Source organism: Mycolicibacterium chitae (assembly GCF_900637205.1).
Classification (GTDB): domain Bacteria; phylum Actinomycetota; class Actinomycetes; order Mycobacteriales; family Mycobacteriaceae; genus Mycobacterium; species Mycobacterium chitae.
Genome location: NZ_LR134355.1, coordinates 4,582,764 through 4,605,542, shown reverse-complemented (window position 1 = coordinate 4,605,542; position 22,779 = coordinate 4,582,764). Strand labels below are relative to the sequence as shown.

Annotated in this window: 18 protein-coding genes; 6 read left to right on the top strand and 12 right to left on the bottom strand. The window is 71.4% G+C overall.

Annotated features, from left to right (window positions below):
* Window positions 1-300, top strand: a complete 300-nt coding sequence (locus EL338_RS22060; protein ID WP_126335688.1) for a hypothetical protein — start codon at window positions 1-3, stop codon at window positions 298-300.
* 61 nt (window positions 301-361) lie between these two features.
* Here EL338_RS22060 and EL338_RS22055 read toward each other — a convergent pair whose 3' ends face one another.
* The 3 genes from EL338_RS22055 to EL338_RS22045 all read right to left on the bottom strand — a co-directional run bounded on the left by EL338_RS22055 (window position 362) and on the right by EL338_RS22045 (window position 3,981).
* A complete protein-coding gene (locus EL338_RS22055) occupies window positions 362-1,549 on the bottom strand; it encodes a thiolase family protein (protein WP_372939811.1) in 1,188 nt (395 codons plus the stop codon).
* A 132-nt stretch (window positions 1,550-1,681) separates the two neighbouring features.
* Window positions 1,682-3,163 carry an aldehyde dehydrogenase gene (locus EL338_RS22050; protein WP_163791882.1) on the bottom strand — a complete coding sequence of 494 codons (1,482 nt, stop codon included), beginning with the start codon at window positions 3,161-3,163 and terminating at the stop codon, window positions 1,682-1,684.
* A gap of 44 nt (window positions 3,164-3,207) precedes the next feature.
* Window positions 3,208-3,981: a class I SAM-dependent methyltransferase gene (locus EL338_RS22045; protein ID WP_126335685.1), complete on the bottom strand. Its 774-nt coding sequence runs from the start codon at window positions 3,979-3,981 to the stop codon at window positions 3,208-3,210.
* Window positions 3,982-4,035: 54 nt separating this feature from the next.
* Here EL338_RS22045 and EL338_RS22040 point away from each other — a divergent pair, with 54 nt between their 5' ends.
* Window positions 4,036-5,196 (top strand): glycosyltransferase family 4 protein, encoded by a 1,161-nt coding sequence (locus EL338_RS22040; protein WP_126335684.1) that lies wholly within the window; start codon window positions 4,036-4,038, stop codon window positions 5,194-5,196.
* Here the strand turns inward: EL338_RS22040 and EL338_RS22035 are convergent.
* Together EL338_RS22035 and pgfA are read right to left on the bottom strand one after the other, a co-directional pair.
* The gene (locus tag EL338_RS22035; protein WP_126337029.1) at window positions 5,163-6,854 is read right to left on the bottom strand and encodes an MmpA family trehalose lipid delivery protein; all 1,692 of its coding nucleotides are present in this window, start codon (window positions 6,852-6,854) and stop codon (window positions 5,163-5,165) included. The genes EL338_RS22040 and EL338_RS22035 overlap by 34 nt on opposite strands.
* Before the next feature lie 26 nt (window positions 6,855-6,880).
* Window positions 6,881-8,107, bottom strand: coding sequence for a cell envelope lipid trafficking protein PgfA (gene pgfA, locus EL338_RS22030; protein WP_126335683.1), 1,227 nt, complete (start codon window positions 8,105-8,107; stop codon window positions 6,881-6,883).
* 130 nt (window positions 8,108-8,237) lie between these two features.
* Between pgfA and EL338_RS22025 the strand changes: the two genes are divergently transcribed.
* Window positions 8,238-9,434, top strand: a complete 1,197-nt coding sequence (locus EL338_RS22025) for an acyltransferase family protein (RefSeq protein ID WP_235666248.1) — start codon at window positions 8,238-8,240, stop codon at window positions 9,432-9,434.
* Here EL338_RS22025 and EL338_RS22020 read toward each other — a convergent pair.
* The 5 genes from EL338_RS22020 to EL338_RS22000 all read right to left on the bottom strand — a co-directional run bounded on the left by EL338_RS22020 (window position 9,400) and on the right by EL338_RS22000 (window position 16,895).
* A complete protein-coding gene (locus tag EL338_RS22020) occupies window positions 9,400-10,881 on the bottom strand; it encodes an AMP-binding protein (protein WP_126335682.1) in 1,482 nt (493 codons plus the stop codon). The two genes, EL338_RS22025 and EL338_RS22020, sit on opposite strands and share 35 nt — an antisense overlap.
* Window positions 10,881-11,798, bottom strand: a complete 918-nt coding sequence (locus EL338_RS22015; RefSeq protein WP_435404972.1) for a phosphotriesterase family protein — start codon at window positions 11,796-11,798, stop codon at window positions 10,881-10,883. Before EL338_RS22015 ends, EL338_RS22020 begins: the two co-directional genes overlap by 1 nt.
* A 119-nt stretch (window positions 11,799-11,917) precedes the next feature.
* The gene (locus EL338_RS22010; protein WP_179967232.1) at window positions 11,918-16,126 is read right to left on the bottom strand and encodes an alpha-(1->3)-arabinofuranosyltransferase; all 4,209 of its coding nucleotides are present in this window, start codon (window positions 16,124-16,126) and stop codon (window positions 11,918-11,920) included.
* Between the two features lie 73 nt (window positions 16,127-16,199).
* Complete coding sequence (locus tag EL338_RS22005) at window positions 16,200-16,373, bottom strand: DUF2613 domain-containing protein (protein ID WP_126335680.1); 174 nt, start codon at window positions 16,371-16,373, stop codon at window positions 16,200-16,202.
* 57 nt (window positions 16,374-16,430) lie between these two features.
* Window positions 16,431-16,895 (bottom strand): universal stress protein, encoded by a 465-nt coding sequence (locus EL338_RS22000; RefSeq protein ID WP_126335679.1) that lies wholly within the window; start codon window positions 16,893-16,895, stop codon window positions 16,431-16,433.
* 138 nt (window positions 16,896-17,033) lie between these two features.
* On the opposite strand from EL338_RS22000, the gene EL338_RS21995 reads away from it, so the two are divergent.
* Together EL338_RS21995 and EL338_RS21990 are read left to right on the top strand one after the other, a co-directional pair.
* A complete protein-coding gene (locus EL338_RS21995) occupies window positions 17,034-18,209 on the top strand; it encodes a glycoside hydrolase family 3 N-terminal domain-containing protein (RefSeq protein ID WP_126335678.1) in 1,176 nt (391 codons plus the stop codon).
* 61 nt (window positions 18,210-18,270) lie between these two features.
* Entirely contained in the window at window positions 18,271-18,870 is a 600-nt protein-coding gene (locus EL338_RS21990) for a TetR/AcrR family transcriptional regulator (protein WP_126335677.1), read from the top strand.
* Here the strand turns inward: EL338_RS21990 and EL338_RS21985 are convergent.
* The gene (locus EL338_RS21985; RefSeq protein WP_126337026.1) at window positions 18,867-19,703 is read right to left on the bottom strand and encodes a MaoC/PaaZ C-terminal domain-containing protein; all 837 of its coding nucleotides are present in this window, start codon (window positions 19,701-19,703) and stop codon (window positions 18,867-18,869) included. The two genes, EL338_RS21990 and EL338_RS21985, sit on opposite strands and share 4 nt — an antisense overlap.
* Window positions 19,703-21,076, bottom strand: coding sequence for a 3-oxoacyl-ACP reductase (locus EL338_RS21980; RefSeq protein ID WP_126335676.1), 1,374 nt, complete (start codon window positions 21,074-21,076; stop codon window positions 19,703-19,705). Before EL338_RS21980 ends, EL338_RS21985 begins: the two co-directional genes overlap by 1 nt.
* A gap of 145 nt (window positions 21,077-21,221) precedes the next feature.
* On the opposite strand from EL338_RS21980, the gene EL338_RS21975 reads away from it, so the two are divergent.
* Complete coding sequence (locus EL338_RS21975; protein WP_126335675.1) at window positions 21,222-22,544, top strand: acetyl-CoA C-acetyltransferase; 1,323 nt, start codon at window positions 21,222-21,224, stop codon at window positions 22,542-22,544.
* The last annotated feature ends 235 nt before the right edge of the window (window positions 22,545-22,779 follow it).

Here is a 22,779-nt window from a genome sequence, read left to right as displayed (position 1 = left end):
ATGGTGAAGAACGGCACCCGCCTGCAGAGTCAGGTGGACGACACTCAGGTCATCGTCGTGAAGACCTCCGACGCGCTCGACGACCTTCGCTGCGGCGGCACGCCGATGGTCGCGCTGGACGCCGAGAAGTCCGGCGCGGCAATCGATCCGGCGTTCTCCGAGGGCACCGCGATGGGTAAGCGCTACGTCGACGAGGCCGGCGCCGAGGTGCTGGTGACCAAGGCCGGGCAGGGCACGCTGTCGGTGGGCACCACCGCGCTGAGCCTCAAGGAGGCCAAGCCGCTGCCCGCCAGCGACTGAACAGACAACAAAAGCGCCGCCCCGGAATCCGTTCCGGGGCGGCGCTTTTGGTTACTGCAAGCTAGGCGACCTCGATCACCATCGCCGCGCCCATGCCACCGCCGGCGCACATCGACACCACGCCGATGCCGCCGCCGCGACGGCGCAGCTCGTAGATGGCCGAGGTGACCATCCGGGCGCCGGTGGCCGCGATCGGGTGGCCGAGGCTGATGCCCGAGCCGTACACGTTGACCCGCTCCTCGTCGAGGCCGAGCTGACGGGTGCAGGCCACGGCCTGGGCGGCGAACGCCTCGTTGATCTCGAACAGCGTGACGTCGGAGATCTTCAGGCCCGCCAGGTCCAGCGCCTTCGGGATGGCGTAGATGGGGCCGCTGCCGGTGCGCTTGGGCGGCACGCCGACCTGCGACCACGACAGGATGTTGGCCAGCACGTTCTGCGAGGTGTTCGGTGCGGCCAGCGCCACGACCGCCGCACCGTCGTTGGTGCCCGACGAGTTGCCCGCTGTCACCGAGAACCCCTCGATCTCGGGGTGCAGCACCTTGAGGCCGGCCAGCGACTCCAGCGACGAATTGCGGCGTGGGTGCTCGTCGACGGCGAAGGTGATGGTCGAGCCGTCCTGCTGCGGCACCTCGATGGGCACGATCTCGTCGACGAACGAGCCGGCGTCGATGGCCTTGATCGCCCGCTGATGGCTGCGCAGCGCCCAGGCGTCCTGATCCTCGCGGGTCAGGCCGTATTCGACGGCGCAGTTGTGCGCGACGGTGATCGACATGTCGTACGGCGGCGCGTCCGGGGTGTCGACGGGGTTGGCCATCGGGGCCCACCGCTCGAAGTCGCCGGCCTCCTTGCCGGAGGTGAACGCCTTGCGCTTGAGGAACTGCGGCATGTTCGACATGGACTCCATGCCGCCGGCCAGGATGGCGCTGCTCATACCGGAGGCGATCTGACCCGCGCCGAAGGCGATGGCGGTCAGGCCCGAGGCGCACTGCCGGTTCACCGCGGCGCCGGGCAGATCCTCGAAGCCCAGGTCCACCGCGATATAGCGGGCGCTGTCGCCGCCGCCCTGCAGGCTTTCGGCCAGCACCAGGTCATCGAAGTCCTTGGCGCTCAAGCCCGAACGCTCGACCGCGGCGGCCACGATGGGCTTGGCCACCTCGATGGGTTGCATGTTGGCCAGGGTGCCCTTGCGGGCGGTGCCGAGGGCACTGCGGGCTGCCGCGACGATGGCGGCCTTGCTGCTTGCGGTCATCAGGTCTCCGAGATTTCGAGTTGCCGAGAAGAGTCTTCTGGTTTACAGAGAACGATATTACCGTAACGGCGCCCGGCGGAGAACTCCTGAGTAGGCCCCGCGCTCGCGCGCGGGGGCCCGCCCAGCGTTGGGTCAGTCCTCCGGGGTGTAGCCGAAAGGCAGCAGCACGGACTTGGACTCGCAGTACCCCGCGATGCCCTCGGGCCCGCACTCGCGGCCCACGCCGGAGTTCTTGTACCCGCCGAACGGCGCGCCCGGGTCGAAGGCGTACATGTTCACGCCGTAGGTGCCGGTGCGAATCTGGGCCGCGATCTCGAGGGCCTTCTTGTTGTCGGTGGTGTACACCGACCCGGCCAGCCCGTACACCGAGTCGTTGGCGATGCGCACCGCGTCGGCCTCGTCCTCGTAGGGGATCACCGCCAGCACCGGGCCGAAGATCTCCTCCTGGGCGATGGTCATCGAGTTGTCCACGTCGGCGAACACCGTGGGCTGCACGAACCAGCCGGTGTCCATCCCCTCGGGACGGCCGCCGCCGGCCACGATGCGGGCGCCCTCCTCGACGCCCTTCTTGATGTAGCCCTCGACGCGTTCGCGCTGCTTCTCGCTGATCAGCGGCCCGATCACGGTGCCCGGGTCGTCCGGCAGGCCGGCCGGCATCGCCGATACGGCGTTGCCCAACTTCTCGACGACCTCGTCGTAGCGGGAGCGCGGCGCGAGGATGCGGGTCTGACCCACACACGCCTGCCCGGAGTTCATCAGCCCGGAGAACACCAGCATGGGCAGCGTCGAATCCAGGTCGGCGTCCTCGAGGATGATGGCCGCGGACTTGCCGCCGAGTTCCAGCGTGCACGGCTTGAGCCGCTCGGCGGCGATCTTGCCGATCTCCTTGCCGACGGCCGAGGACCCGGTGAAGGTGAACTTGTCGATCTCGGGGTTGTCGGTGAGCGCGCGGCCGGTCTCGGGCCCGCCGGGCACCACCGACAGCACGCCCTCGGGCAGCCCGGCCTCGGCGAACACCTCGGCCATCAGGTTGGTCGTCAGCGGGGTCTCGGCGGCCGGCTTGAGCACGATGGTGCAGCCGGCCAGCAGCGCCGGACCGAGCTTGTTGGCGGCCAGGAAGAACGGCACGTTCCAGGCGACGACGGCACCCACCACGCCGATCGGCTCCTTGAGCACCAGCGTCTGACCGTAGGCGCCGTCGCGGATGTCCTTCCAGGCGAACTTGTCGGCCGCCGAGGCGTAGAACTGCAGCGTCGACATGGCCGCGCCGTACTGCATCATGTCGACGATGGTCTGCGGCTGCCCGGTCTCCAGGGTGAGCAGGCGCTTGAACTCGTCGGCGCGGGCCTCGATCAGTTCGACGGCCTTGGCGATCACGGCCTGCCGCTCGTGCGGCGTCTTGCGCGGCCACGGTCCCTCGTCGAAGGCCTTGCGGGCCGCGGCGAAGGCGGCGTCGACGTCGGTCTTGGTGGCCAGCGGCACCTGACCGACCTTCTCGCCGGTGGCCGGCGAGAACACCTCGATGATCTCCGACGAGGACGGTGCGACCCAACGTCCGCCGATGAACAGCTTGTCGTAGTCGGTCTTGAGGGCAGCTGCCGAAGTCTGTGTCATAGCGCACACAATACCCACTGCCGGGGCCCCGATGAGAACCTGTTTCAGTCCGCGGTTTCCGGGGCGCGCAAGACCAGGACCAGGTTGCTCACCAGAAACTCCCGTAGCACCGGCACCGATGTCATCCACCACGCCCATCGCGGGTGGTAGCGGGGGAATGCGGCGATCAGCGCGCCCGTGTTGGCGGCCCAATCCAGCCCGGCCGCGGCCGAGACGGCGAACAGCGACGACCCGTAGTAATTCTTCGGCGGATGACCGTGTTTGCGGGTGTAGCGGGCCGCGGCGCGCGCCCCGCCCAGATAGTGCGTCAACCCCATCTCGTGGCCACCGAACGGGCCCAACCAGACCGTGTAGGACAGGATCGCCAGCCCGCCCGGCCGGGTCACCCGCAACATCTCCCGGCCCAGCAACCACGGCTCGGGCACGTGCTCGGCGACGTTCGACGACAGGCAGATGTCCACGCTGGCATCGGCGAACGGCAACGCCATCCCGGAGGCCCGCACGAACGTGCCGTCGCCGCGCTGCGCCGGGGTGCCCGCGTGCATCTCCCGCGGGTCGGGTTCGACGCCGATGTAGGACATCCCGCGGGCCGCGAACGCGTCGGCGAAATAGCCGGGGCCGCCGCCCACGTCGAGCACGGTCTGCCCGGCGGGGGACTGCCCGGTGGCGGCCCACAGCTGGGCCACCATGTCCGCGGTGTCGGCGGCCAGCGCGCCGTAGAACCGGGCCGGGTCGGACTGCTCGAAGCGGAACTCCGCCAGCAGGCGCACCGACCGGGCCAGCGACGCCCGCCGGGCGAACAGGTCGGTGATGGCCACCGCGCCACCCTACGCAGGCCAGGGGCGCGCGACGACAGGTCTACCCTGGGACCGATGTCCGCCTCGCCCGTTCGCTCAGTGCTGATGCTGTGCTGGCGCGATACCGGCCACCCGCAGGGCGGCGGCAGCGAGGCCTACCTGCAGCGCATCGGCGCGCAACTGGCCGCCTCGGGCGTCGCGGTGACCCTGCGCACGGCCCGGTACCCGGGCGCCCCGCGCCGCGGCACCATCGACGGCGTACAGATCAGCCGCGGCGGCGGCGCCTATTCGGTGTACATCTGGGCCGGGCTGGCCATGGTGGCCGCGCGCCTCGGGATCGGTCCGCTGCGCCGGGCCCGACCGGACGTGGTGATCGACACCCAGAACGGGATCCCGTTCTTGGCACGGCTGGCCTACGGGCGGCGCGCGGTGGTGCTGGTGCATCACTGCCACCGCGAGCAGTGGCCGGTCGCGGGGCGGTGGACCGGACGGTTCGGCTGGTTCGTCGAATCCAAGCTCTCGCCGTGGCTGCACCGCCGCAACCAATACGTCACGGTGTCGCTGCCCTCGATGCGTGACCTGGCCGAACTCGGCGTCGACCAGCGCAGCATCGCCGTGGTGCGCAACGGCCTCGACGACGCGCCGCCGGCCTCCCTGACCGCGCCGCGCTCGGCGGCCCCGCGGGTGGCGGTGCTGTCCCGGCTGGTGCCGCACAAGCAGATCGAGGACGCGCTGGACGCCGTCGCCGCGCTGCGCCCCCGCATCCCGGGGCTGCATCTGGACGTCGTCGGCGACGGCTGGTGGCGTCGCCGCCTGGTCGACCACGCCGCGGCCCTGGGCATCTCCGAGGCGGTGACCTTCCACGGTCACGTCGACGACATCACCAAACACCAAGTGGTGCAACGAGCCTGGGTGCACGTGCTGCCGTCGCGCAAGGAGGGCTGGGGCCTGGCCGTACTGGAGGCCGCCCAGCACGCGGTGCCCACCGTCGGCTACCGCTCCTCGGGCGGGCTGACCGACTCGATCGTCGACGGCGTCACCGGGATCCTGGTCGACGACCGCACCGAGCTGATCCAACGCCTCGACGAGATGCTCAGCGACCCGGTGCTGCGCGACGAGTTGGGCCGCAAGGCACAGGCCCGCACCGCTGAGTTCTCCTGGCGGCAGAGCGCGGCCGGGATGCACGCCGTGTTGGCGGCGGTTCAGTCCGGCCGGCGCGTCAGCGGCGTACTCTGACGGGCCGCGCCCACCGCGCCGGCCAGCAGCACCGCCAACCAGATCAGGTGCGCGGCGATCAGCGCTTCGCGATGCGCCGCGCCGGGTAGCTGCGCCGCGCCGTCGACCCGGTACAGCCGCAGGTCCTCGTCGGCGTAGACCAGCGGCAGGCGGTCCAAAGTGGCTGCGGCCGAACCGTTGTCGCCACCGGCGTCGACCTCCACCACCACCCAGCCCACCCCGGCCGCGGCCAGTGCGGCCGGCTCCGCCCCGGCCAGCAGCAACTCCTGCACCGCGCGGGCGGTCCCGCCCTCGCCCAGCACCGTCGACCCCGAGATCGTCAGGTCGCCCGTGCTGAACACGTCGGCGCGCAGCCAGCGCGGCAGCGGATCGAGCACCGGGGCCGGCCCCGCCCAGGCGAACTGGCGCATGGAATCCGGCGGCAGCACCGCCACCGGGCACGGGTCGGCGTTGATCCGCGCGGCCACCTCGGCCCAGCCCGGCGGGTAGCGCACCGCGGCCACCTTGCCCCCAACGCCCCACCCCAGATCGGGAAGCACCGCGAGCACCACGAGGCACAGGCCGAGCGCGGCGAGCGCGGGCCTGACCCGCCACCGCGCCACCGTCAGCACCGCGCCGGCCGCGGCGACGGCGTAGCCCGGCATGGCCAGCGCGACCCACTTCTGCCCGTCGCGCAGCACACCGAGGCCCGGCACGGCCTCCGAGACCGCCTGCACCAGCGCCAGACCCGGCCCGGTCGCCGTCAACGCCGGCAGCAGCACCGCCGCACCCGCGAGCACCAGCAGCGGCAGCGCGGGACGGCTCCGCAGCGCGGCGGGCAGACCCAGCGCCACGACCGCCAGCAGCGCGGCGGTGGCCACCACCGCGAAAAGCGTTGTCCGTGAATCCGGTACCGCCTGCGCGTTCCAGATCCCGCCGAGACCGGCCAGGCTGCCCACCGTCGCCAACCCCGGTTCGGCGCGGGCGGCGAACGCGGCCGTGCCCGCGCCGCCGGCCTGATATCCCGACAGCGAATCGGACAGCAGCGCCGCGGCCAGCCAGGGCAGCGCGGCCAACGCCCCGATCAGCACCGCGCCCGCCGCGCACCAACGGCGGGCCACCCCGACACCGGGCGCGGCCACCATCACCACCGCGACGACGACGGCCAGCAGCAGACCCGTCGGGGTCAGCCCGGCGAGCGCGATCCAGAACGCCAGCGCCCACCATGCCGGCTGCCCGGTGCGCAGGCGCAGCATCGCGGCCGCCACCCAGGGCAGCGCGCCGTAGCCGACCAACAGGCTCCAGTGCCCCTGCAGCAACCGTTCGGCGACGTAGGGATTCCACACCGCGACCGTCGTCGCGACGAACTGGCCGGCCGGCCCCGCGGCGGGCAGCGCCGCGGCGGCCAGCCGGGCCGCGCCCACCCCGGCGCACCACAGCCCGGCGATCAGCAACGCCTTGACCACCACGCCACCGTCGATGAGCGACGAGGTCAGCGCCACCAGGAAGTCCTGCGGCAGGGCCCGCGGGGCGGCCTCGGTCAGGCCCAGGGCGGCATCGGTGAGGTAGGACCGCGGCGTGGACACCGCGTCGCGCAGCAGCAGGTATCCCGGCGCCAACAGCGGCGCGGTGATCAGCAGCGACAGCAGCAGCGCGTACCCGGGCACGGCGGCGCGCAGCCAGGGCACGGGGGCGCCCGCCGGGCTCACGTGCGGTCTGGCGGGCCCTGGTCGGGGTGTAGATCCGGGCGCTGCGCGGGCAGCTTCTCGGTCTCGGCCTCCGCGGCCGGCATCGGACCGGTGTCCTCGCCGCGCCGGCTGGCGAACCCGCCGAAGAAGCCGCCCTCCTTGCCGTCGAGACCCGGGTCGATCAGCTCGGCCTCGGCGCGCAGGCTGAACGAGCCCAGCAGCGCGCCGGCCACCAGCGCGATCAGACCGGCGGCGGTGAAGGTGATCGGGAGGATGCGCGACCACAGCGCGATCTGGTCGCGCTCGTCGCGGGCGGCCTCCACTTGACCCTCGATGGTCTCCTCGTTGGAAGTCACCGTGTAGTCGGCCAGCGCGACCTCGGGCTCGAGGGCGTCGCGCGCGTAGTAGTGATTCGCGTGCTCCTCGGCCTTGACGATGGTGCCGGACACCGGATCCACCCAGAACGACCGCTGCGCGGCGTAGTAGCGGGTCATGGTGACCTGGTCGTCGGGCTCGCCGGGCACGCCCCACTGGGAGGCGCGCGCGGTGACCTCGGCGTCCTCGTCGTTGTCGTACAGCGACGAGTAGCGGATGGGCTTGACCAGCTTGCCGTCGGCGTCGTAGCCGACATTCTGGGTGAACTTGTAGGTGGTCAGGCCGTTGACGTCTTCTTCGCCGTCGTAGTTGGCGTCGAAGGGCTTCTGCGCGATCGGGTCGAAGAACGGGTAGGTCTTCTTCTCGGTGTCGAACGGGAAGCGGTACGACAGCCCTTCGTGCGGCAGCGCAATGTTGGTGGGCGCCTTCGTGTCTTCCATCGAGCGCGGCTTCTGCACCGAGCCGCCCGGGTGGGCGTCGTCGGAGACGGCCATGGCGGTGGCCCGGTCGACGGTGACGGTGTCGACCATCGCCAGCAGCAGGCCGTTGTCCTTCTGCTGATCGGTCCGGCGCACCGAGGTGCCCACCTGCAGGGTCACCACGTCGGCGTTGGCCGGGGTCTCGACGCTGATCTGCTGCTGGGACACCAGCGGCACGCCCTCGTCGATGACGAAGACCTCGCCGGCCAGCGACGCGGGATCCAGCGCCGTGCCGGTGCCGTCGCTGACCAGGGTGGCGTCCAGATCCAGCGGAATCTTCTTGATCTTGCCCGCCGTGTAGGTGGACAGCAGCAGCGCGGCGATCAACAGGGCGGCGCCCAGCCCCAACAGGCCGCATGCGCCGATACGCAACATGACTGCACGGTTCAAGGTGGGCGTACCTTCCTTCCGGTCCGGGCAGCACAGGCAAACCCGTTCGACCCTAACAGCAGACACCAGAATTCCATGCTTGCAGGCGGGTACCGGTATCCGGTGACGCGGTTACGGCACACTAGGTCGGGTGAGTGAGGTGTCCGGCGGGCGCGGCCGGCCCGCCGAGGTGGGCGGGACGCGCAGTTTCCTGCCCGCGGTCGAGGGTCTGCGCGCCTGTGCGGCGATCGGCGTCGTCATCACCCACGTGGCGTTCCAGACCGCGCAGTCCGGCGGCATCACCGGCCGGTTGTGGGCGCGCTTCGACCTGGCGGTGGCGGTGTTCTTCGCGCTGTCCGGTTTCCTGCTGTGGCGCGGCCACGCCGCGGCGGCGCGGGACCTGCGGGAACGTCCTCGCACCGGGCATTATCTGCGCTCGCGCATCGTCCGGATCATGCCCGGCTACCTGCTGGCCGTCGTGATCATCCTGCTGTTCCTGCCCGACGCCATGGGCGCGAGCCCGACGGTGTGGCTGGCCAACCTCACGCTGACGCAGATCTATGTGCCGCTGACGTTGACGCCGGGGCTGACCCAGATGTGGAGCCTGTCGGTCGAGGTCACCTTCTATCTGGCGCTGCCGTTCCTGGCGCTGCTGGCGCGCCGGCTGCCGGTGCGGGCCCGGGTGCCCGTCATCGCCGGGGTGGCGGTCGCGAGCCTGGCCTGGGGGCTGCTGCCGATCGACACCCCCGAGGGGGTCAACCCGCTGAACTGGCCGCCGGCCTACGCGTCGTGGTTCGCCGCGGGCATCCTGCTCGCGGAGTGGACGGTCAGCCCGATGGGCTGGATGCACCGGCTCGCGCGGCGACGGTGGGTGATGGCGGGCATCGTCGTGGTGGCGTATCTGATCTCGGCCTCGCCGCTGGCCGGACCCGAGGGGATGACCCCGGCCCGGCTGGATCAGTTCGTGGTGCGCACCGCGATGGGGGCCATCATTGCCTGGGGGCTGCTGGCGCCGCTGGTGCTCGACCGGCCCGATACCAGCCACCGGTTCCTGGGTAGCCCCGTCATGGTGACGCTCGGCCGCTGGTCCTACGGGATCTTCGTCTGGCACCTCGCGGCGCTGGCGATGGCGTTCCCGTTGGTCGGCAAGTTCGTGTTCAACGGGGCCATGCCGGTGATCCTGGTGTTGACGCTGGTGTTCGGCATCGCGATGGCCGCGGTCAGCTACGCGCTGGTGGAGAACCCGTGCCGGCAGGCGTTGCGGCGCTGGGAGTACCGCCGCGCCGAACCGATTCCGCCGCTGGACAGTTCGGTCACCGACGAGCCGGAGCCGGCGATCGCGAAATGACCTCGGCGCGCACCGCCGAGCGCCGCGCCTTGCCCGCGTCGTCGCGCAGCGGGCGGTCGACGAACTCCACGGTGCGCGGCACCTTGTGCGGTTCGAGCCGGTCGCGCAGGTAGTCCCGGACCCCGTCGGCGTCCAGCGCGTCGGGGGTGGCGAGTTGCACCAGCGCGTGTGGCACCTGCCCGAGGTCCTCGTGCGGGAGGCCGACGACCAGGCAACTCGACACCTGAGGGTGGGCGTTGAGCGCGTTCTCGATCTCGGCGGGGTAGGTGTTCTTGCCGCCGACGGTGAACATGTCCACGCGCCGGTCCGACAGGTACAGGTAGCCCTCGTCGTCGAAGTAGCCGAGGTCGCCCAGCGAGTCCCAGCCGTCGCGGCTCTTGGCCGTCGCGCCGATGTAGCGGTAGGTGGGCGCGCTGCCCGGGGTGGGGCGCATATAGATCTCGCCCTCCTGCCCGGGCGGGCATTCGTTGCCGTCGTCGTCGAGCACCTTCATCTCGCCGGCCACCACCCGGCCCACCGAGCCGCGGTGGGTCAGCCATTCGGCACCGGAGATGAACGTCAGCGCCTGTAATTCGGTGCCGCCGTAGAGTTCCCACACCGCATCGGCGCCGACGAGTTCGATCCAGGCGGCCTTGATCTCCGGCGGGCACGGCGCGGCCAGGTGCCAGAGCCGGCGGATCGAGGACAGGTCGTAGGCGTCCGGGTCGGCGCGGTAGGCCGCCAGCGCGCGCTGCAGGATGGTGGGCACCGTGGCCAGGAAGCTGACCCGGTGCTCGGTGATCAGCCGCAGGAAGTCGTGCGGATCGAAGCGCGGCATCAGGATCAGGTGCTGGCCCAGCAGCAGGCCCGCCACCGCGACGGAGAATCCGGTGTTGTGGCTCATCGGTACGTTGATCAGCTGCACGTCGTCGGCGGCCGCACCGAGCGGATAGCCGATGGCCGCGGGCACGCGGCTGTCGCCGCCGGTCTCGATCAGCTTGGGGCGGCCGGTGCTGCCGCCGGAGCCCATCGCCTTCCACACCGGCGACACCGCCTCGGGCAGCTCCGCCGCCGAGGTGTCCGGCGCGGGCGTGAAATCGGCTGGGACGCTGGGCACTTGGCCGCGCGGGTCGGGGCGGCCGACCAGCAGCGCGCGCTCGCGCAGGTCCAGGATCTCGGCCAGCTCCGCATCCGGCAGCGTCGGAGTCAGCGGCTGCGGCACCGCGCCGAGTTTCCAGCACGCGATGACGGCCTGGATCCATTCGATCGAGTTCGGCATCAGGATTGTCACGTAATCGCCGGTGGCGACGCCCTTTTCGGCGTAGACGCGGGCCAGCCGGTTGGTGGAGGCGTCCAGTTCCGCGCGCGTGACGGTGCGGCCCTGGCAGGTCAGGGCGGGGGCGTCCGGGTCGGCACGGGCGAGTGCGGCGAGTTGGGTGGGAATCGGCGGTGTGCTCGGGTCGGTCATCAGTAGCCGCCCCTGGTGGCGAAGATCTTGCGGGGGTTGTCCACCAGCATGGCGCGGATCTGCTCCTCGGTGACCCCGCGCTCGCGCAGCGCCGGCAGCACGTCGTTGTGGATGTGCAGGTAGTGCCAGTTGGGCAGCACCACCGGGACCATCTCCTCGGGCAGCCAGTCGATGAAGCACGACGCGTCGTGGGACAGCACCATCTTGTCGGCGTGGCCGCGTTCGCACAGCCGCGCCACGGTGTCGACGCGTTCCGGGGTGGGCAGGTACACGTCGGCGCCGAAGCGGTCCATGCCGATGTAGGAGCCGGCCGCGATCAGTTCCTCGAGGTAGTCGAGGTCGGTGGTGTCGCCGCAGTGCCCGATCACCACCCGGGTCAGGTCCACCCCCTCCTCGGCGAAGACCCGCTGCTGATCGAGGCCGCGCCGGGTCGCGGCGTGGGTGTGAGTGGAGATCGGGACGCCGGTCTGGCGGTGGGCCTGCGCCACGGCGCGCAGCACCCGTTCGACGCCCGGCGTCAGGCCCGGTTCGTCGGTCGCGCACTTGAGGATCGCGGCCTTGACTCCGGTGCCGGCGATGCCCTCGGTGATGTCGCGGACGAACAGGTCGATCATCGGGTCCGGCCCGCCGAGCGCGGTGTCCGGGCCGGTGAAGTGGAAATACATCGGGACGTCGTTGTAGGTGTAGACGCCGGTCGCGACGACGATGTTGATCTCGGTGGCCGCGGCGATCTCGGCGATTCGCGGGATGTAGCGACCCAGCCCGATCACCGTGAGGTCGACGATGGTGTCCACACCGCGGGCCTTGAGTTCGGTCAGTCGGGCGATCGCGTCGCGCTTGCGGGCCTGCTCGTCGCCCCAGACCTGCGGGTCGTTCTGCATCATCTCCGGCGACAGTACGAAGACGTGCTCATGCATCAAGGTGGCGCCGAGGGTGTCGACGTCGATGACGCCGCGGACGGTGTTGACTTGTGTCACAAGGCGAATGCTAGGCGCAGCCCATCTGCGCGGCGCCGGATTCGGTGTAATGCCGGAAGCTACTCGGCCCTTTCGGCCGAAAGGTGAGTTCGGTCGAAGCGCAGCAGCGACGCCGCCAGCAGGGCCAGCGCGCACAGCGCCAGCAACTGCACCCACGGCGAGTGCCCGATGTAGCCGTCGACCGAGCGCCACGGGTAGCGCGACAGCGCCGCACCGGCCAGCGTCAGCGCCACCGAGGTCCCGCCGAGCGTCAGCACCCGCTGCGCGCGCGGGCGTGCGCGCAGCAGATACCGCAGGCCCGCGGCGGCGCCGAACACCACCGCGCCGACGGCCCCGGAGATCAACGCGCCCATCGCGATCAGCGCGGCGATCACCGGGCCGGGCCGCGGCGCCCACGGCCGCACCGGATCATCGCGGCGTCGTCGGCTCGGCAGCAGCGCCAGGGCGGCCAGGATCGGCAGCAGCGCCAGCCCGCCGGCCAGGCCCACGCGGTACAGGGCGTTGGACGCGAAACTCAACGTCACGGTGCCCGACGTGCCGGCCGGCACCACCCAGCCCTGCTGCCAGCCGTTGACCGTCACCGGCGTCAGTGCGGTGCCGTCGGGGGCCCGCGCGGTCCAGCCCGGGTTGATACTCTCCGGCACGACGAGCACCCGCTCGGTCTCGGCGGCGGGCACGGTCAGCTCGCGGCGATCCGCCGACCACCGCTCGGCCGGGGCCTCGGCGGTGGCGGCCGGGCGGACCTGATCGGCCAGCGGGCCGGACAGTTGCACCCCGTCGACGATGAAGGCCGCGCCGGGGCTGACCAACAACTCCTGCTGACCGGTGGGCAACTCGAGCGGGGCCGACTCGCACGGGCGCGCCGGCAGCGGCCCGCCGTCGAGCAGCGCGCCGACGGTGGTGTTCACCGAGGTGTTGACGAACCGGCCGGCGACCGCGAGCACCGGGCCCTCGCCGCAGCCGATGGTGATCTTGCGGGACCGGTTGCGCTGCGCGTCGGCGGCCGCGATGGGGGTGCCGTTCGCGCGCAGCGCCTGCACCTCGGCCAGCCCGGGCGGCTTGATCTGGTCGAAACCCAGTGCGGTGCGGTCGATCACGTCCTCCCAGTCCAGGATGCTGAGCTTGATCGACCGGGTCAGCGCGGGGTGCAGCGGCAGGGTTTGGCGACCGTCGCCGTAGAGCCGACGCACCTGGGGGCCGGTGCCGAGGTCGACGGCCACCAGGGTCGGGTTGGTGGGCAGTTCCGACAGGCTCGGCGTCAGCCGCAGCGCGGCCACCTCGGTCGGCTCCGGCAGGGTGATCGTCAGGGTCGGCGCGCCGTGGTTGCGCACCACCCCTTGCGGGGCGGTCCAGGCGGTGCGCGGATCGCCGTCGGCCGCGGCGAAGGCGGTGCCCAGGACGTCGAAGGAATCGGAGTCGCCGTCGGCGCGGGTGGTGTCGGGCTGGCGGACCAGATCCGAGAGCGCCGGGCCCTGGCGGGGCCGCACCCACACCGTCGGGGTCACCGAGATCGGTTCCGGCACGGTCAGGGTGCGGCTGAGGTTGACCAGTTCCTCGGGGGCCAGCGCGAGCGCGGAGGCGCAGTGCACCGCGTCGGCGCCGTCGATGCAGCCGGAGCGACCCAGGAATTCCGCCCCCAGGTCCCACCGGGCCACCGCCGAATCCGGCGGCGGGCCGGGCACTTTCACGGTATGGCGCAGGTCGACCGGATGCGCGAAGCCGGACGCGTCGTACTGGGTGACCGCCAGGTCGGTGATGCCGAACTGCACGCCGCCGGAGCCGTCGCGGGTCGCGGCGGCGGTGATCCGCACCCAGGGCGTCTCGCCGTAGGGCAGGGCCACGGTGACGGGCTGGCCGGGCTCGTCGACCCGCAGCGTCGTGGTGCCGCCGGCGGTCTCGATCGCGATGCGGTCGACCTGGGCGCCGATGGTCGAGGTGCTCGGCGTCAACGTCATCGTCGCGTTGGTGACCGGATGGTCGAAGTCGATCTGCAGCCACTGGCCGACCGCGGCCTGCAACGAGTTGGACACCCAGCTGGTGGCCGAGTCGCCGTCGATCGCGGCGGCGGGCCCGGCCGCGGGCGCCACATGCGGCAGCGCGGTGGCGTCGGCGGCCGAACTCGAGGTGGTCAGCCGACCGCCGGTCCAGCTGCCGTACACCGGCTCGGCCCCGGGGCTCGGATAGTCGGGCACCCGGTTGTGGGTGTGCCGCTCGTCGCCCTCGGCACGCACGGCCGACGAATGGTCGTCGACGCGGCCGTAGTCGGTCTCGCGCGCTACCGGGGTGTCGGTGACGGTGACGACGTCGGTGGGCAGGCCCGCGGCCCGGGCGTCCTGGGTCAGCAGCACCGGTCCCAGCGGGGCGGCGTTCGCCAGCCGGCGGCGCTCGTCGAGGCGCAGCAGCACCTCCGGGCCGCCGTCGATACGGGCGAGCTGATCGGTATCGGCAAGGTAAGGGGCGCCGGGGTTTTCGACGCCGGTGTGCAGCGGCTCGACCCGGTAGATCTCGACCGCCCGGTAGCGCGGCCGCAGCCCGCTGTCGGTGATGAATCCCTCCAGCGTGCCGGGCCCGACGAAGTCGCCGAACTCCGCGACCTTCGTCAGCCCGGGGGAGCCCTCGATGGCCCGGTGCACCAGGATCGGGCGGGCCGACCGGGAGTGCTCGGGGTCGAGGTCGTTGCGCAGCACCAGGTAGGACACGCCCTGGCGGGCCAGGGTGTCGGCCAGTCCGTCCGACGGCCGGCCCGCGGCGAACAGCCGCTGCACCGAGTCCAGCGCGCGGATGGTCTGCGGCGGGGTCAGCGGAATGGAATCGCGTACCCCCCAGGGGCTCTCGCCGAGCACCTGCAGGGGCTCGTCGCGGCTGTTGCCCCAGATCTGGGTGGCGAACGGCGCGCCGGGCACCACCAGCGCGCGCCCCGGCGTCGGCGCCCCGGTGTTGTACTCGGTGAGCCAGTCCGCGGTCTCGTGCCAGTAATCCGGGATCGCGGAGAACGATCCGGGCGGGGTCAGCCGACCGGTCCAGGCCAGCGACGTCGCCGCGGTCAGCGCCGCGAGCACCACGATCCCGACGGCCACCCGCTTGTCGTCCTCGGGGTGGGTGAAGGCGCGCAGCCACACCGGCCGCGGGACGCTGCCCGGCAGCGGGAGGCGGCCCATCAGGTGCGCGATGCCCAGCACGATCGGGATCCGCACCAGCGGTTCGAGCTTGTGCACGTTGCGCAGTGGGGCGCCGGCGTCGTCCAGGAAGGCCTGCACGTAGGCCGCGATCGGCGAACCTAGCCCGCCGGAGTAGCCGACCGCCAGCAGCGTGACGCCGATCAGCAGCATGGTCACCAACCGGCCGCGGGCGGGCATGGTCCGCAGCGCCAGCCCGGCCAGGCCGGCCGCGGCCACCAGGGTGGTGGCCCAGATCGCCATCGGGCCGGTCACCAGCGAACTGCCGGCCGTCGCGTTGGGTGCCACGAACGGCGACCACGCGTAGGTGCCGCGCAGCACTTCGATCAGCGAGGTCCACTGCGTGGTGACCCCGGAGGATTCGATGTAGTCCAGGAACGGCGGGCTGATCCGGCCCAGCGAGGCCAGCGCCACCACCCACCAGGTGACCGCGAGCGCGGTGGCCCCCAGCCACCATCCGCTGAACCGCAGCCATTGGCGGTTCGGCCGGTGACAGGCCCACCAGACCAGGGCGGGCAGGCAGGCGGTCAGGGTGGCGACGGCGTTGACGGCGCCCATCAGCGCGACGGCGACGGCCGAGCGGGCGGCCAGAACGCGCAGCGACTGACCGTGCCCGCCGCGCATCGCCAGGATGACCGGCAGCAACACCCACGGCGCCAGCATCATCGGCAGGGTCTCCGAGGAGATCGAGCCCAGCGTGCTGAGCACCCGCGGCGACAGCGCGAACGCGATCCCGGCCACCACCCGCGACGAGGTGGTGCCGATGCCCAGCGCCTCGGCGACCCGCAGGATCCCCCAGAATCCGGCGGTCAGCAGGATCGCCCACCACAGCCGCTGGATCACCCAGTCCGGCAGCCCCAGCAGGTCTCCGATCAGGAAGAACGCGCCGTGCGGGAACAGGTAGCCATACGCCTGGTTCTGCGCCTGGCCGAAGGGCAGGTCGCTGTTCCACAGGTCGGCGGCGCGCGCCAGGAACCGCAGCGGGTTGGCGGTGAGGTCCAGCTTGGTGTCCGGGGCGATCTGCCCGGGGGACTGCGCGAAGGTCAGCAGCAGCGCGACCAGCCCGGCCACCCAGAGCCAGCGGCGGGACAGCGGCTCGACGGCGGGGGGGTGCGGATCGGCGATCGACCCTCCCGGACGGGCCGCTACCGGGGTTGCGCTCAGGTCAGCTGCGGTCGCCGTATTCGACGCGGTTGAGCACCGACGACGCGGGGTCGCCCGCGGTCAGCGGCGGCTTGGTGTCCTGTTGGACCATCAACGAGACCCCGAACACCGCTGCGGCGCCGAGCAGAAGGCCGACCACAATGCTGGCGGCGGCAGGCACCACGAACCGGGTCATGTGGGCTCCTCAGCGGGCGGGTCGGTTTCGGTCGTCAGCCAACCTAGCACGGTTGGCTCAGTGCCCCGGGGGCACGATCAGTACCGGGCGCCGGCCGTGGCGCAGCACATGGTCGGCGACGCTGGACTGCAGCAGCGAGCGCAGGCCGGTGGTGCCGCGGGTCCCCGACACCACCAGGTCGGCGTCGATGCGGTCGGCGGCGTTGATGATCGCGCGCCAGATCGTGCCCTGCACGGGCACCAGCATGGGTTCGGCGTTCATCCCGGCCGTCACGGCCAGCTTGGTGCCCTCCTCATTGGTGCGCAACGCATCGGAATAGGCGATGTCGTGCTCTTCCTCGGGGTCGTCCTCGATGGGGTCGGGCGGCCCGTCCAGATCGACGCTGACCGGATCGGGGCCCGAGCGGATGGGCGTCCACACGGTGAGCACCACCACCCGCTTCGCAGCGAGAAACCGGGCCGCGTAATTGACGGCGCGGCGCGCGTTAGAGGTTCCGTCGTAGGCAATCAGCACGACAGACATGCCCCATGATCCCCTTACTGCCGGCTTGGGTCAGGTGAAACGGCGTGTCGCGCGCTTCGGACCCGTTCAAGAACCCTATCGGATGGTCGCTCGCGGGCCGGTCGCCGATCCGGCGTGGATCACATGACAGCATGAGGTATGGCTTTCACCTCGACGCTGTCCCGCGTTGCCGTCTCGGTGGCCGCGCTGCCGGCCTTGCTGCTGGCGTGTGCGCCGGCCTCCCAGCAGGCTGCACCGTCGGCCCCGGCGGAGGCGCGCACCCAGTCCTCGCCGGCCTCGGTTCCGCTGAGCAATCCGATTCCGCAGGCCCCGGCGGTCTGCGGCGACCTCTCGACGCTGTCGACCCGCGACAAGCTGGCTCAGCTGCTGATGGTCGGGGTGAGCAGCGGCGCCGACGCCCGGGCCGTGGTCGACGAGCACCGTGTGGGCGGCATCTTCATCGGCAGCTGGACGGACAAGTCCATGCTGTCCGACGGCACGCTGGCCGAGATCGCCGCCAACGCCCAGCCGCTGCCGCTGGCCGTCAGCACCGACGAGGAGGGCGGCCGGGTGCAGCGGCTGTCCGCCCTGATCGGCAGCCAGCCCTCGCCGCGGGTGCTGGCGCAGACCAAGACCCCCGACGAGGTGTACGCGATTGCGCGCGACCGCGGCCAGAAGATGCGCGGCCTGGGCATCACCGTGGACTTTGCGCCCGTGGTCGACGTGACGGATGCGGGCGACGGCACCGTGATCGGCGACCGCTCGTTCGGTTCGGATCCGGCCGTGGTGACCGAGTACGCCGGAGCGTATGCGCGCGGTCTGCACGACGGCGGCGTGCTGCCGGTGCTCAAGCACTTCCCCGGCCACGGCAGCGCCTCGGGCGACTCGCACGTCGGCGGGGTTACCACCCCGCCGCTCGAGGAACTGCAGGCCACCGACCTGGTGCCGTACCGCACGCTGACCACCCAGCCGGTCGGCGTGATGATGGGCCACATGCAGGTGCCCGGGCTGACCGGCGGCGAGCCGGCCAGCCTCAGCGGTCCCGCGGTGGGCCTGCTGCGCAGCGGCGACTACGGCGGCCCCGGCTTCGGCGGGGTGGTGTTCAGCGACGACCTGTCCTCGATGGGCGCCATCAACCAGCGCTTCGGGGTGCCCGAGGCCGTGCTGCGCAGCCTGCAGGCCGGCGTCGACGTCGCCCTGTGGGTCAGCACCGCCGAAGTCCCGGCGGTCCTGGAGCGGCTGGAGGCCGCCGTCGACAGCGGCGAGTTGCCGCTGGCTCGGGTGGAGGAGTCGCTGCACCGGGTGGCCGGTATCAAGGGCCCGGCGCGCTGCTAGTTCGCCGCCTGCTTACTGCCCAGTAAGATGTTTGCCGAATCGTTCGGCGAAGGGTAGGCGCATGGCAGGTGGTACCAAGCGGTTGCCGCGTGCCGTCCGCGAGCAGCAGATGCTCGACGCCGCGGTCGAGGTGTTCTCCGTCAACGGCTATCACGAGACGTCGATGGACGCGATCGCGGCGAAGGCCGAGATCTCCAAGCCGATGCTGTATCTCTACTACGGCTCGAAGGAAGACCTGTTCGGCGCGTGCCTGAACCGCGAACTCGGCCGGTTCATCGAGGCCGTGCGCGCGGATGTGGACTTCACGCTGCCGCCGCGGGACATGCTGCGCAAGACCATCCTGACGTTCCTGAGCTACATCGACGCCAACCGCGCGTCGTGGATCGTCCTCTACACGCAGGCCACCAGCTCGCAGGCGTTCGCCCACACCGTGCGCGACGGCCGCGAGCGGATCATCGACCTGGTGGCCCGGCTGCTGTCCACCGGCACCCGGAATCCCGAGCCCGGCACCGACTTCCACATGATGGCCATCGCGCTGGTGGGCGCCGGCGAGGCGGTGGCCGCCCGGGTCAGCGCCGGCGACGTCGACGTCGACGAGGCCGCCGAGCTGCTGATCAATCTGTTCTGGCGCGGCCTGAAGGGCAAGCCGGAGAACCGTTAGAGCGCGCGGACCTCGCCGGTCAGGTGCGGATAGCCCTTGGCCAGGTTGCGCAGCGACAGGTCCCAGCCGTCGGCGACCGGGTCCACGTACAGCCCGGGGCTCGCCGGCAGGATGATCGGCTTGCCGAACTTCACCGAGTACCGCAGCGCCTCCGGCAACTGGCCGTCGATGTTGGCCAACACCGCTGCGGCGCTGAACATCCCGTGCGCGATCACCGTGGGGAAGCCGAACAGCTTGGCGCCCAGCGAGCTGGTGTGGATCGGGTTGCGGTCCCCGCCCACGGCGGCGTAGCGGCGGATCTGGCCGGGGGTGATCCGCAGGATCGCGTTCGGCGGCGGCAACTTCGGCTGCTTGACCGGCGGCGGCTTGGGCTCGTCGGACAGGCTGGTGCGCTGCTGATGCAGGAACGTGGTGACCTGGTGCCAGGCCAACTCGTTGCCCACGTGCAGGTCGGTGACGACGTCGACGAGCAGGCCCTTGCGGTGTTCGCGCAGGTTGGTCGCCTCCGTCTTGACCGACACGGTGTCGGTGACGGCGATCGGCCGGTGCTGGGTGATGTGGTTCTCGACGTGCACCGAACCCATTGCCGCGAACGGGAAGTCGAAGCCGGTGATCAGCTCCATCACGGTCGGGAAGGTCAGCGCGAACGGGTAGGTCACCGGCACCGTGTCGCGGAACCGCAGGCCCGTCACCGCGGCGTAGGCCGCGACGTTGTCCCGGTCGATGGCCAGATCGGTGACGGTCAGGGTCCGCTCGGGCAGGGCGTCGCCGCGCGGGATCAGCGGCAGGGCGCCGATGGCCGCGCGGGCCATGTTCACCAGGCTGCTGCTCATCACGCCCCCAGCATGGCCTGGCCGCAGACCCGGATCGTGTTGGCGGTCACGGCGTTCGAGGCCGGGCCGGCGAAGTAGGCGATGGCCTCGGCCACGTCGACGGGTTGGCCGCCCTGGAACAGCGAGTTCATCCGGCGGCCCACCTCGCGGGTGGCGAACGGGATGGCCTCGGTCATCTTGGTCTCGATGAATCCCGGCGCGACGGCGTTGATGGTGATGTCCTTCTCGGCCAGCTTGGGGGCCAGCGCCTCGGTGAGGCCGATCATGCCCGCCTTGGTGGCCGCGTAGTTGGTCTGACCCCGGTTACCGGCGATGCCGGCCATCGACGACAGCCCGATCACCCGTCCGCCCGCGCCGAGGACGCCGCTGTCCACCAGGCCCTCGGTGAGGCGCTGCGGGGCAAGCAGATTGACCGCGATGACGGCGTCCCAGCGGGCGTCGTCCATGTTGGCCAGCAGCTTGTCGCGGGTGATGCCGGCGTTGTTGACCAGGATGTCGGCCTTGCCGCCGTGGTGTTCGAGCAGGTGGTCGGTGATCCGCTGCACCGCGTCGTCGGCGGTGACATCCAGGGCCAGGGCGGTGCCGCCGACCTTGGTCGCGGTCTCCCCGAGCGCGTCCGGGGCGCCCTCGGGCGCGGCCATGTCGATGCACACCACCTTGGCGCCGTCGCGGGCGAACACCTCGGCGATGGTCGCGCCGATGCCGCGGGCCGCGCCGGTCACGATGGCCACCTTCCCGTCCAGCGGCTTGTCCCAGTCGGCGGGCGCGGTCGAGTCGGCCGCGCCGACGTAGAAGACCTGCCCGTCGACGTAGGCGGACTTGGCCGACAACAGGAACCGCAGCGTGGACTCGAGGCCGGTGGCCGCGGGCTTCGCGGCCGGCGACAGGTACACCAGCGACACCGTCGCGCCGCGCTGCATCTCCTTGCCCAGCGATCGGGTGAAGCCCTCCAGGGCGCGCTGGGCGATGCGCTCGTCGGCGCTGTCGGTGTCCTCCGGCGTGGTGCCGACCACGACGATGCGGCCGGACGGGCCGACGTTGCGCAGCAGGGGGGTGAAGAAGTCGTGCAGGGCCTTCAGCCCGGCCGGGGTGGTGATGCCGGTGGCGTCGAACAGCAGGCCGCCGAACCTGTCGGCCCAGCGCCCGCCGAGGTTGTTGCCCACCAGGTCGTAGTCCTCGGCCAGGGCGGCGCGCATGGGTTCGGCGATGCGGCCCTCGCCGCCGATCAGCAGCGGACCCGCCAGCGGGGGGTCGCCGGGACGGTATCGGCGCAGCGTCTCGGGCTGCGGGATGCCCAGTTGCTTGGCCAGAAACGATCCGGGCCCGGACAGGACCACCTGCGCGTACAGGTCGTTGGGAAGCTTGGGAGCCACGGCGTTACCTCTCGATGTCAGAAGTCATGTCAGAAGTCACAGCTGTCAGTCTCAGTTGTCATAGACGAACTTACTTGAGAGTAAGAACTGTCGGTAGTATGGCCGTCATTGGCATCCACCTCAAACCGACTCGACGGAGATACCCGTGGCCACCGACGCGCAATCGAACCCGACCAAGAACCGCCGCCCCGTCGCGGTGCTGGGCGGCAACCGCATCCCGTTCGCCCGCTCCGACGGCGCCTACGCCCAAGCGTCCAACCAGGACATGTTCACCGCCGCGCTGGACGGCCTGGTCGAGCGGTTCGACCTGGCCGGGCAGCGTCTCGACATGGTGATCGGCGGCGCGGTGCTCAAGCACAGCCGCGACTTCAACCTGATGCGCGAGTGCGTGCTGGGCAGCGCCCTGTCCGCGGACACCCCGGCCTTCGACCTGCAGCAGGCCTGCGGCACCGGCCTGCAGTCGGCCATCGCGGCCGCCGACGGCATCGCGCTGGGCCGCTACGAGGTCGCCGCGGCCGGCGGGGTGGACACCACCTCCGATGCGCCCATCGCCTTCGGCGACGACCTGCGCCGGGTGCTGCTGAGCCTGCGCCGGTCCAAGTCCAACCTGGAGCGGTTGAAGCTGGTGGGCAAGCTGCCCGCCTCGATCGGCGTGCAGATTCCGACCAACGGCGAACCCCGCACGGGCCTGTCGATGGGGGAGCACGCCGCCGTCACCGCCAAGCAGCTGGGGATCAAGCGCGTCGACCAGGACGAGCTTGCCGCCGCCAGCCACCGCAACATGGCCGCCGCCTACGACCGCGGTTTCTTCGACGACCTGGTGACGCCCTTCCTGGGGCTTTACCGCGACGACAACCTGCGTCCGGACTCCTCCCCGGAGAAACTGGCCAGGCTCAAGCCGGTCTTCGGCGTCCGCAACGGCGACGCCACGATGACCGCAGGCAACTCCACGCCGCTGACCGATGGGGCGTCGGTGGCGCTGCTGGCCAGCGAGCAGTGGGCCGCCGACCACGGGCTGCCGGTGCTGGCCTACCTCGTCGACGCCGAGACCGCGGCGGTGGACTACGTCAGCGGCGCCGACGGGCTGCTGATGGCGCCCACCTACGCGGTGCCGCGGCTGCTGGCCCGGAACGGCCTGTCGTTGCAGGACTTTGACTACTACGAGATCCACGAGGCGTTCGCCTCGGTGGTGCTCGCGGCGCTGCAGGCCTGGGAATCCGAGGAGTACTGCACGCAGCGGCTGGGGCTCGACGGCCCGCTGGGCTCGATCGACCGCAGCAAGCTCAACGTCAACGGCTCCTCGCTGGCGGCCGGGCATCCGTTCGCCGCCACCGGCGGGCGGATCGTCGCGCAGTTGGCCAAGCAGCTGCACGAGAAGAAGGGCGAGGCCGGCGGCCGGACCGTGCGCGGCCTGATCTCCATCTGCGCCGCCGGCGGCCAGGGTGTGACCGCCATTCTGGAGGCCTAGAAATCAGCCAGAAATTTGCTGCCCCGGGTTTGTAACGCTCCCGACGGGGTAATCGATGTACTGGTTGGCTCCGTGTTGCCGTCTGACCCCCCGACCCGACGGCAACACGGGCCATCCTTCTTTCGAGGTGCGGCGATGGGTGCTGCTGGGGCCGAGGGGACTCCAGGAGCCACCCCCCGAAATTCCCTCTGGTGTGAGCCACGCCACAGGCGTAGCATCGTCGCTACGACGGGTT